Here is an 11,809-nt window from a genome sequence, read left to right on the forward strand (position 1 = left end):
GGTATTGTTACTGCCATTATTCCAATTTTGGCACCAGGCGTTTTTCGCTGATACTGGCTTTCGCACGTTCGAGCATGTCAATCGCAGCGGGGCCACGTAACAGGGTAACAGCAACTGCGAGTGCATCAATATAAGTAAGATGTGCGAGGCGAGAGGTCATTGGTGTATAGATGTCCGGGTCTTCTTCGACATCGACACCAATATGCACATCGGCCAGTTCAGCCAGTGGGCCGCCGCTGGCGCACAGTACAAGAATCTTCGCACCAGCCTGCTTGGCCAGTTGTACGCTATTGATCAGGTCGCGTGTGCGGCCTGTGCGCGAAAAGGCCACGACCACGCAATCGCTGTTCAATAAAGTGGCAGACTGCGCCTGCAAGTGGGCATCGCAAAATACCGTAGTGGGAATCCCAAAGCGGAAAAATTTAAGCTGGGCATCAATCGCCAGTGCACCTGAATAACCGAGGCCATAACATTCTATGCGTCTGGCTCTTGCCAGCAGGTTGACTGCCGCTTCAAAGGTGGAGGCATTGGCATTATTGCGTGCTTCCATCAACGTGGCGATGGTGCGGTCAAATACTTTGGGCAAGACATCGCGCACGTGATCTGCCTGGTTCACATCCAGATGCAGATAAGGAATGCCGGTTGCCAGGCTTTTTGCAAAGGCCAGTTTGAACGTTTTGAAACCATCAAAGCCCAGACTCTGGGCAAAGCGTGCTACGGTTGGCTCGCTGACATCGCAGGCCTGCGCCAATACGCGTATCGACATTTCCAGTGCATCATGTGGCTTTTGCAGCAAAAAATCAGCAACCTGGCGCTCGGCACGACTTAAGGCAGTGCTGGCAGTACGTATGCGTGCCAGCAAACCTTTTTCAGGTGGGCTGTTTGGTTTGTTGTCGGAAAACGGATTGGCCATATTGTTTATATTGGTTACGGACACCAGAAAACATCTATGGTACAGCCTGCTTCGCGCAACAAGGACGCAACCGGCAGATTATTTTCCATTGCCTTGTCCAGCACTTCACGTTTTTCTGCGCCAGTGATGACGAGCCAGATACGTTTGGTATTCAACAAGCGGGGCAGGGACAATGACATGCGGCTTTGCCGGGTTTGCGGGTGCACGGCTGCCAGGCAGGCAAGGTCATCATGCTGGGTAGGTGCACCAGGGAATAGCGAAGCAATATGGCCGTCGGCACCCATGCCCAGCAAGACGGCACTAAAGGCTTGCGGCAATTGCTCATTGAGCCTCGCATTGATGGCTTCAGTAGCAACTTCGGGGGTGCTGGCTGCATTTTTCAGCGACACCAGTTGCCAGCTTTTACGTGTGGCAGAACCAGACAGGCAACGGCGGAACAAGCCTTCATTGCTTTGTGTGTCCTGGTCTGCAACCCAGCGTTCATCGGTGGCTACCAGTTTGATGGGGTTATGCTGGTCAACATTGGCCAGCAACTGATCAAGCCGCTGATAGACTGGCGCTGGTGTCGAGCCGCCAGCCAGGGCAAAACTGGCACTGCTGTTGTCCGGCGTGGTCTGGATAACGTCCAGCCATTGCTGGCTCAGGGCTTCAGTCAATGCCGGAAAATTCTCAAAGGTATGGTATTTCATGGTCATTTTATCGCTTAACTTTCTACGAATTCTTCACCCCAGGCAGCGCCATGCTGCGCCAGCAGATAACTGGCTGCGGATGGGCCCCAACTGCCGGCAATATACGATTTCAAGCCTTCGCTGTCGTTTTGCCAGGCGCTCATGATAGGATCTATCCAGGCCCAGGCGGCGCTCAGTTCATCATCACGCACAAACAGAGTGAGGTCGCCATGCATGGCGTCAAGCAAGAGACGTTCATACGATTCCACACGGCGTGAGGTTGATACTTCGGCAAAATCCAGATTCAGCGCCACGTCAGACAGGCGTATGCCTTCGCCTGGTTCTTTGGCCTTCAGGTACAGTTGCACGCTTTCTTCTGGCTGCAAGGAAATCACCAGACGGTTCGAGCGCAAAGGTCCCTGTGACTTGCCAAAAATGGAATAGGGAATAGGCTTGAAATTGATCGTGATTTCAGCGCTGCGGCTGGCCATGCGCTTGCCTGTGCGCAGGTAGAAAGGTACACCGGCCCAGCGCCAGTTATCGATTTCAGCGCGGATGGAAACAAAGGTCTCGGTGCGTGATGATGGTGGCACACCAGGCTCATTCTGGTAGGCGATGACGGGTTTGCCATCGACAGCACCGGCACGGTACTGGCCGCGCACTGTTTTTTTGCTGACTTCATCCGGCGTGAACTTATGCAGGGCGCGCAAGACTTTGACTTTTTCATCGCGGATGGCGTCCGGGTTGGCATTTACCGGTGGTTCCATGGCGACGATGGAGACCAGTTGCAGCAAATGGTTTTGCACCATGTCGCGCAACGCACCAGTGTGGTCGTAGAAATCACCGCGTGATTCCACACCTACTTGTTCGGAGATGGAAATTTGCACATCCTGTATCCACTTGCGGTTCCACAAAGGCTCAAGGAAGGAATTGGCAAAACGCAGTGCCAGCAGATTTTGCACCATCTCTTTACCAAGATAATGGTCAATACGGTAAATCTGGTTTTCGTTCAGGTAGGAACGCAGGGACTGATTGATTTCCTTGGCAGACTGGGCATCGCGGCCCAGCGGTTTTTCTACCACTACGCGGGCGTTGCCCTCGACCAGGCCATGTTTGGATAATTGCTCGACAACGGGGATAAAAATATCCGGGCCAGTTGCCAGATAGAACAGGGTGGCATTGGTGTCGCTGGTTTGCAGGCTGCCTTTGAGTGCAGCAAAGTCTTCCGGGATGCGCGCATCGATTTTTGAATAATGCGTGGTCGCAAGAAAGGCGGCACGTTTTTCTTCTGTAGCACCATCCACATCGGCGGCATAGGATTCTATGGCGGTACCCACGCGTACCCGAAATTCTTCATCCGTCAGTTTCTCACGTGCAGCGCCGATGAATTTGAAATCCTGATCCAGCCTGCCATTCACAAATGCGCTATACAAAGCAGGGATGATCTTGCGCTTGGCAAGATCGCCAGTGCCGCCAAATAAGACAAATGTGGTCATGCTGACTCCGTGTTGTGTTGGGTTTTGTACAGATGTATTGCGTTAAATGTACTACATTGATGATAGTGATTTATCCTGATTATGCCAGAAAATATTCAAAAATGTAGTTTCATTACGATAAATTTGATGTTTATGCCGAAAAAAACAGCTAAATTACAAAATACTGAAAGTTTGTTACAGAAATAGCGTATTTATGCTATCTTTGTAAGCATCTAATCAGTACCGCTTTCTTATTTAGCCCCAAGGGCATCAGGTGTTTATATGACGACAACCTCATCTAATGCGCTGCATCCTGTTATCGACAAGGTAACCCAGCGCATCACCGAGCGCAGCAAGACCTTACGCAGTGCTTATCTTTCCCAACTTGAACAAATGCGTGGCCGTGGCCCGCGTCGCGCCAGTCTGTCCTGTGCCAATCAGGCGCATGCCAATGCCGCAATGGACAGTAGCACCAAGATCTGGCTCAATCAGGCGCAAAAACCGAATATCGGCATTGTCACTGCTTACAACGACATGCTGTCGGCCCATCAGCCTTATGAATCTTATCCCGCCCAGATACGTCAGACCGCTTTGCGCTTCGGTGCAACTGCGCAAGTAGCTGGTGCCGTACCTGCCATGTGTGATGGCGTGACGCAAGGCCGCCCAGGTATGGAGTTATCGCTGTTTTCACGTGATGTAATTGCCCAGGCCACAGCCGTGGCGCTGACCCATGATGCTTTTGATGCCACGCTTTGTCTGGGTATCTGCGACAAGATCGTGCCTGGCTTGCTGATAGGTGCGCTGGCCTTTGGTCACCTGCCTACTATCTTCATACCTGCAGGCCCCATGGGTTCTGGTTTGTCGAACAAAGAAAAAGCCGCAGTGCGGGAACGTTATGCGCAGGGTAAAGCAACGAAGGAAGAATTGCTCGCCGCAGAGAGTGCCGCCTACCATAGCGCAGGCACCTGTACTTTCTATGGCACGGCCAACAGCAATCAGATGTTGCTGGAAGCCATGGGCTTGCACCTGCCGGGTGCTGCCTTTGTCCATCCTGGTGATCCATTGCGCAGTGTGCTGACAGATGCCGCAGTAGAGCGTGTCCTGCAATTGACAGAGCAAAGTGGCAATTACAAACCCATAGGCCAACTGGTCAATGAAAAAACCATCGTCAATGCCGTCATCGCCTTGCTGGCGACGGGTGGTTCCACCAACCACACTATCCACTGGATTGCTGTGGCCCGCGCGGCTGGCATCATCATTGACTGGCAAGACTTTGATGAACTGTCATCTGTCATTCCTCTGCTGACACGTGTTTATCCTAATGGCACTGCTGACGTGAATGCCTTTGAAGATGCTGGCGGACCGGTATTCGTGATACGTGAACTCTTGTCTGCTGGCCTCATGCATGCAGATGTCATGACAGTCTATGGTGATGATGGTTTGAACTCACACACCAGCCGCCCGCAATTGACTGAAGATGGCAAGGTCAGATGGGACGCGCTGCCAGCAGAATCGACCGACACTACAGTCGTTCGCAATGTGACTGATCCTTTCGCACCTACCGGTGGCCTGCGTTTGTTGCACGGCAATCTGGGTCGGGCCATCGTCAAGGCCTCTGCCGTGCCTGAAGATGCCTGGATCATCAAGGCACCGGCAAAAGTATTTGAATCTCAGGATGCCCTCGTCAAAGCGTATAAGGCTGGCGAGCTGAATATGGACTTCGTCGCTGTCGTCATCTTCCAGGGGCCGCAAGCGAATGGCATGCCGGAGCTGCATCAGTTCACACCTGTGCTGGGCAGCCTGATGTCAGCCGGGTATAAAGTAGCGCTGGTGACGGATGGCCGTATGTCTGGCGCATCCGGCAAAGTACCAGCGGCCTTGCATGTCAGCCCGGAAGTGGCGCAAGGTGGCCCGCTTGGTAAAGTGCGTGATGGTGATATGGTTGAATTGAATGTACATACCGGCGAATTGCGTGCTCTGGTGGATGCCGATGTCTGGTCACAACGTGCCGTGCGTGAACTCAGTAAGGAAGTCACTTTTGGCTATGGCCGTGACTTGTTTGCCGCTCAGCGCCGTGTCGTGACTGCACCGGAACACGGCGCATCTACTCTTTTCATCGATTAACGCCAAAACTTCAATAATTATTTCTGAAAGCGAAACAAGATCATGAGTCTGAGCAAGCGAAACATCATCGCCCAACTGGAGCAAATTCGCGTACTACCTATCCTCGTTACTGATAACGTTGATCAGGCAATACGCTGCGTGACTACTTTGGCAGAGAATGGTTTGCCAGCTGTGGAAATTACTTTGCGCACGCCAAATGCCATGACGGTCTTGCGTGAAGTCGTCAAGGCTTGCCCGACTGTGACCGTTGGTGCAGGTACTATCCTGACGCAGGCGCAACTGGATGCGGTCAAAGAAACCGGTGCTGCCTTTGGTATCAGCCCTGGCATCACGCCTGTGCTTGCCAAAGCCGCTGCTGATTCTGGTCTGCCGTATTTTCCTGGTGTTGGCGGTGCCAGTGACCTGATGCTGGCGCTGGAACATGGCTTCAATGTCGTCAAACTTTTCCCTTCCGATATCGTCGGTGCCACCAAGATGGCGAAGGCCCTGGGCGGCCCTTTCCCGGATGTGAAATTTTGTCTGACCGGTGGTGTCACAGTGGAGGCAACGCCAACGCTATTGCATCAATCAAACATCCTGTGCGTGGGCGGTTCGTGGATGTGCCCTGCGTCTCTGATCAATGCTGGTGACTGGGCAGCAATTGGTGCACTGGCGGCAGCGGCTGCCGCAGCAGGCAAGAAGTAAATCCAGGTTCAATCAAATTATTTCATCATTTCACCCATCACTTTTCGTCATTAAGCAAGATTATGGTCACTTCCGTATCGCGTACTCCTATCTGGGGTTTGTTGCAGCAACGTGCCACCAACATGCCCAACCTGAAAGATTTGTTCCGTGCTGATCCTCAGCGCTTTGCGCATTTTTCAGCTTCTGCCTGCGGCATCATGCTTGATTACTCCAAGCAACGCATAGACACGACAGCAAAGCTGAATTTGCTGGCGCTGGCCAGGCAGCAGGATGTAGAGTCACGTCGCGACGCCATGCTGCGCGGTGAAGCGATCAACCAGACGGAAAACCGTGCAGTCCTGCATACGGTATTACGCTTACCTAAAGGTGAGTCCTTTGATTTGAATGGTGAAAACATTGCTGCCGATGTACACCAGGTGCTGGCGCAAATGCGAACATTCAGCGATGCGGTCAGGGAAGGGCGCTGGCACGGATATACCGGCAAGGCGATACGCACTATTGTTAATATCGGTATCGGTGGTTCAGATCTCGGCCCGCAAATGGCTTGCATTGCTTTGGCACCGTGGTCGCAAAAAAACCTGTCCCTGCATTTCGTCTCGAATGTTGATGGCCGTCATGTGGCTGATGCGCTGGCCAATGCTGATCCTGAAACGACTTTGTTCGTGGTCGCCTCCAAGACCTTCTCGACCATGGAGACCCTGACCAATGCCCGCACTGCGCGTGAATGGATGTTGTCTCACGGCTGCCCGGTTGATCAGATACGCCAGCATTTCGTGGCACTCAGTACGAATGTAAAAGCTGCTGCTGATTTTGGTATAGCGCCTGAAAATGTCTTCCCATTCTGGAACTGGGCTGGTGGTCGCTACTCGATGTGGAGCGCGATAGGCCTGTCGATTGCGCTGTATGTAGGCGCAGACCGTTTTGAAGAAATGTTGGCTGGTGCGCATGAAATGGATCTGCATTTCGCCCAGGCACCGCTGGAACAAAACCTGCCAGTATTGATGGCCTTGATAGGGGTGTGGAATATTAATTTCCTTGGCTTGCAAGCGCTGTCGATAGCACCTTACCACCAGCGCATGACACGCTTGCCCGCTTACCTGCAGCAACTGGAAATGGAAAGCAATGGCAAGTCCGTCACGCGTGAAGGCCAGCGGGTTGATTACACCACTTCACCTATCTTGTTTGGCGAAGCGGGTACTAATGGCCAGCATGCTTATTTCCAGTTATTGCATCAGGGCGCAACAATTATCCCTACCGACTTTATCGTAGTGGCTGATGATGATGCCGGTTTGCCTGGTCATAATCAGGCGCTGCTGGCAAATTGTTTTGCCCAATCCAAGGCCATGGCCTGGGGTAAGAGCATGCAGGAGGTGCGTGCCGAACTTGGCGATCTGCCTGACAAGGTATTGGCACCGCGCGTATTTGAAGGCAATCGCCCGACTTCGACAGTCTTGCTGGATTCTTTGACACCACGTTCCTTGGGCGCGCTGATTGCACTGTATGAACACAAAGTGTTTGTACAATCGGTGATCTGGGATATCAATGCCTTTGATCAATGGGGCGTGGAACTGGGTAAATCGCTGGCACAGCAATTGATCAGCCTTGATCCTAGTGCAGTCAAGGAAGATTACGATAGCTCTACCAAGGGGTTGTTGCTGGCAGTAGGGCGCAGTCATAAATTGAAAAAAGCTGCTTAGCATTGTATTTCAGGCGCGCAGCTGTTGTAAGCAAGCCTCAGTGTGTTTGATATATTAAATATCAATCCTGGCGTAAGCATGCTGTCAAGGCAGATGCTTACTCAGTGAGCTTGATTCTTTGACGCTGTAAATATATTGCCGCACACAGGCCCACAAGAATTTTCATCACACCGTTTTTATCCTTACCGTAGAATTTGTCAGCATGAACGCCCACCTACACCCGCAATTAAAAATGAACGATATCAGCGACGACAAAGACCAGAGCCTGCGTGAAGACATACGCAGGCTGGGCCGCATATTAGGCGATACGGTAAGAAACCAGCATGGCGATGAAGTATTCGATCTCATTGAACAAGTGCGCCAGAATTCCATACGCTTTCGCCGTGATGCCGATGAAGCCGCACGCGCGGAGCTGGAAACCACACTTGATACACTGACCAATGACCAGACCACACAAGTCATACGTGCTTTCAGTTATTTTTCACATCTGGTGAACCTGGCTGAAGACCAGCATCACATACGCCGCACACGTGCCCATCTGATTGCAGGTTCTGCACCGCGTCAGGGCAGTCTCGCACATACGATAGAAGCGCTGTACAACACCGGCCATAGCAGCCAGCAGTTACTGGATTTTTTTGAGACCGCACAAGTTTTTCCTGTACTTACTGCACATCCAACAGAAGTGCAGCGCAAGAGTATCCTGAATTGCCAGATGGTGATTACACGACTGCTGGATGAGCGCGACCGCATGCAACTGACGCCGGAAGAATCTGCCGCCAATGACGAAGCCCTGGGTCGTGCAGTGCTGACCTTGTGGCAAACACGCATGCTGCGCACGTCCAAATTGTCGGTACTCGATGAAGTCGAAAACGGCCTGAGTTTTTACGACTATACCTTCCTGCGTGAGTTGCCGCATCTGTATGCCGGTCTGGAAGATCTTCTAGCAAGCAAGGACGCAGCACTGGCGCAACATGAACTCCCCAGCTTCATGAAAATGGGTAGCTGGATAGGTGGTGACCGCGATGGCAATCCATTCGTTACAGCCACCGTACTGGAAAAAACCCTGGCCATGCAGGCCACCCGCGCCTTTAAATTTTATCTTGATGAATTGCATACCCTGGGCTCGCAATTGTCGATGGCAAATTTGCTGGTGAAAGTATCTGACGACTTGCTGGCCCTGGCACAACGCTCACCTGATCATTCGCCGCATCGTTCTGATGAGCCATATCGTCTGGCAATCAGCGGTGTATATGCGCGACTTGCCGCCAGCTATAAGCAATTGCTGGGGCTGGAACCAACCATTCATGCGAGCGGTGATGCTGAACCGTATGCAACAGCAGAAGAATTGGCTGCCGATCTGGATATTGTCCATCATTCGCTGCATGCAAATGGTTCCGCCGCCATCACACGTGGCCGCCTGCGCCATTTGCGCCGTGCCGTCAAGGTTTTTGGCTTCTATCTCGCGCCTTTGGATTTGCGCCAGAATTCTGACGTGCATGAACGCGTGGTTCATGAGTTATTACAAGCCGCCAACCCTGAATTGAAATATCTGGAATTGAATGAAGATCAGCGTATCGACGTGCTCGTCAAGGAAATCAGTTCCGCCCGCCCGCTGGCTTCACCTTACCTGAGCTATTCTGAAGAGACACAATCAGAGCTGGCAATTTATCGTGCTGCCTTCACTGCGCAACAACGCTATGGTAAAGGCGCAGTACCCAATTGCATCATCTCCAAGACTGATGGCGTGTCAGATATGCTGGAACTGGCCTTGCTCTTGAAAGAGTCTGGCTTGCTGCACCCCGCAGAAGGGCGTGTCGATGTCAATATCATCCCGCTGTTTGAAACCATAGGTGATTTGCAAAACAGCGCGCCCGTGATGGACAGATTATTCGGCATACCTGCCTATGCGCGCCTGCTGGCCAGCCGTAATAATGCGCAGGAAGTCATGCTCGGTTACTCAGACAGTAACAAGGATGGCGGCTTTTTGACGTCAGGCTGGGAACTGTATAAGGCAGAGCTTGATCTCATCGAGATATTCTCCAAGCATCAGATACGTTTGCGCCTGTTCCATGGCCGTGGCGGCTCTGTTGGTCGTGGTGGTGGCCCTAGCTACCAGGCTATCCTGGCACAGCCAGCCGGTGCCGTGCAAGGCCAGATTCGTCTGACCGAGCAAGGCGAAGTGATTACTGCCAAATACGGTAACCCTGAAGTCGGGCGGCGTAACCTGGAAGTGCTGGCCGCAGCAACGATGGAAGCCAGTTTGCTGGCCTATACGGAGGTTGCACCCAAGCCAGAATTTTTATCGGCAATGGAAGAATTGTCTGACCATGCTTTCAAAGCCTACCGTAACCTGGTCTATGAGACCGAAGGTTTCGAAAAATATTTCTGGGAATCGACAGTCATTTCCGAGATAGCCGGTTTGAACATCGGCAGCCGCCCTGCATCGCGTAAAAAATCGACAGCGATTGAAGATTTGCGTGCCATACCCTGGGTATTCAGCTGGTCGCAATGCCGTTTGATGTTGCCGGGCTGGTTTGGTTTTGGCTCTGCCGTGCAAGCATACATGAAGGCGCATCCTGATAATGGCTTGCAGACTTTGCAAGCCATGTTCAGGGAATGGTCTTTCTTTAGCACGGTGCTGTCAAATATGGAAATGGTGCTGGCCAAGAGTGATATTGGTATCGCCAGCCGATATGCGCAACTGGTCAAGGATGAGTCTTTGCGTAACCGCATCTTCCCGCGCATACAGGCCGAGCATGAAACGACCATAGACATATTGAAGGCCATATCTGGTCAGGATGAACTGCTGGCGGCAAACCCCTTGTTGGCACGTTCTATACGCAACCGCTTCCCTTATCTGTCGCCTTTGAATCACGTGCAGGTGGAATTGCTGGAGCGTTACCGTAATGGTGACGATGATGAGCGTGTACATCGCGGCATACATTTATCGATCAATGGTATTGCGGCAGGTTTGCGCAATAGCGGGTGACAGCTGGCAATGACCGGTAACTCAGGTCACGTGACATAAAAAATCCCCAAGCATCTTAAGGTGTTTGGGGATTTTAATTTTTGCATACCGTTGCCTGTGATGATGCGTCAGAAGAGCAGACCGCCGCCTTTCCTGAACAGCGCCATGTCAACAAAATTGGACATGCGATGCGTTCCTTCCGATACGCTGATGCTGATACCGCCCAGATCAATCAGGTTTTTTTGCAGCGCCAGGGTCTGCACGGCATCACGCCCAGGTTTAGCCATCTGTATTCCCTTGACCAGCGTTTTGGCAACAATAAAGCCTTCAAAGGTTAAAGACGATAAGTCTTCATCCCTGAATTTCTTCATCATGCTGCTATGATCTATCTGTATCACAGATTTTTTGCTTAAGGGATTAGGTACAACCTGGGAAAAAACTGTCCATTCCAGTGCTTTCGGGCCGGCTACTTCGGCGAGTGTATCCAGGTTGATCAGGGACATACCTGCAACAAACGTGCGCGGCGCAGATTTTCTGAATTCTTTGAGAAAAGTGCCGGTACCGAAGGTGTCTGCAATGGCAAAGACAATGCCAGGGTTGGCTTTTGCCAGCGCTGCGGATTCTCTTTGCATATCTGCCGGCGCAGCGCTCAAGTGCACAATGCCACTCAATGTCATGCTGCGCTTGCGCAGTTCTGTGACGACATATTGATACATATCCTGGTTAAGTGCTGATTCCTGAATGGCGATGCCGACACTCTTGATGCCCAGTTTATCGAAGTAAGAGAAGATGTATTGCATTTCTTGCTCTGGGCTGGGGCGCCAGAACAAGACCCTGGAATTATAGTTTTTGACTGAGGCGACCAGTGGGGCAAACAAGGTCTGGCCACTTTGTGCAAAGCGCGGTGCTGCCAGCACTGCATCTGTTACCGCCGCACCTATGCCACCCAGCAAATATTCTGCCTTGTCTTTTTCTATCAGTTCAGTAACTGCCTGCGCGGATTGCGCCGGAATGCCCTGGTCATCGCGCACCAGATATTTGATGCGCCTGCCACCAATGCCGCCACTGACATTGATACTGTCAAAATAGGTTGTAATGCCAGCGACGTAATCACGCCCTATGCTGCCGTTCGGGCCGGATAAATCGATCGCCTGGCCGATGATAATCGCATTGCTTTGCGCGTGGGCACTGGCGACCAAAAATTGGCAGAGGAGAATGACTAAAAACCAAAGACGGAGGAAGGCGGGCATCCTGATAAACCTGTATTTGTTGCAAAGTGG

8 protein-coding genes are annotated in these 11,809 nt (G+C 52.0%); 4 read left to right on the top strand and 4 right to left on the bottom strand.

What is annotated here, in order from left to right:
* Window positions 1-16: 16 nt before the first annotated feature.
* Genes ACO0LH_RS17985 through zwf form a run of 3 tightly spaced genes read right to left on the bottom strand, consistent with a single transcriptional unit; the run spans window position 17 to window position 3,077 of the window.
* Entirely contained in the window at window positions 17-913 is an 897-nt protein-coding gene (locus ACO0LH_RS17985; RefSeq protein ID WP_422942501.1) for an SIS domain-containing protein, read from the bottom strand.
* Between the two features lie 14 nt (window positions 914-927).
* Entirely contained in the window at window positions 928-1,602 is a 675-nt protein-coding gene (pgl, locus tag ACO0LH_RS17990) for a 6-phosphogluconolactonase (RefSeq protein WP_422942502.1), read from the bottom strand.
* 14 nt (window positions 1,603-1,616) lie between these two features.
* On the bottom strand, window positions 1,617-3,077 hold the full coding sequence (zwf, locus tag ACO0LH_RS17995; protein ID WP_422942503.1) for a glucose-6-phosphate dehydrogenase: 1,461 nt from the start codon (window positions 3,075-3,077) through the stop codon (window positions 1,617-1,619).
* A gap of 261 nt (window positions 3,078-3,338) precedes the next feature.
* Here zwf and edd point away from each other — a divergent pair, with 261 nt between their 5' ends.
* From edd to ppc, 4 genes are all read left to right on the top strand, one after another.
* The gene (gene edd, locus ACO0LH_RS18000) at window positions 3,339-5,180 is read left to right on the top strand and encodes a phosphogluconate dehydratase (RefSeq protein WP_422942504.1); all 1,842 of its coding nucleotides are present in this window, start codon (window positions 3,339-3,341) and stop codon (window positions 5,178-5,180) included.
* 42 nt (window positions 5,181-5,222) lie between these two features.
* Window positions 5,223-5,864, top strand: coding sequence for a bifunctional 4-hydroxy-2-oxoglutarate aldolase/2-dehydro-3-deoxy-phosphogluconate aldolase (gene eda, locus ACO0LH_RS18005; protein WP_422942505.1), 642 nt, complete (start codon window positions 5,223-5,225; stop codon window positions 5,862-5,864).
* Window positions 5,865-5,926: 62 nt separating this feature from the next.
* Window positions 5,927-7,561, top strand: coding sequence for a glucose-6-phosphate isomerase (gene pgi, locus ACO0LH_RS18010; protein ID WP_422942506.1), 1,635 nt, complete (start codon window positions 5,927-5,929; stop codon window positions 7,559-7,561).
* Between the two features lie 202 nt (window positions 7,562-7,763).
* Window positions 7,764-10,550, top strand: a complete 2,787-nt coding sequence (gene ppc, locus ACO0LH_RS18015) for a phosphoenolpyruvate carboxylase (RefSeq protein WP_422942507.1) — start codon at window positions 7,764-7,766, stop codon at window positions 10,548-10,550.
* Between the two features lie 107 nt (window positions 10,551-10,657).
* Here ppc and ACO0LH_RS18020 read toward each other — a convergent pair whose 3' ends face one another.
* A complete protein-coding gene (locus ACO0LH_RS18020; RefSeq protein ID WP_422942508.1) occupies window positions 10,658-11,728 on the bottom strand; it encodes an ABC transporter substrate-binding protein in 1,071 nt (356 codons plus the stop codon).
* Window positions 11,729-11,809: the final 81 nt, after the last annotated feature.

Origin of the sequence: Undibacterium sp. TJN19 (assembly GCF_049339485.1) — a bacterium.
GTDB lineage: Bacteria > Pseudomonadota > Gammaproteobacteria > Burkholderiales > Burkholderiaceae_D > Undibacterium.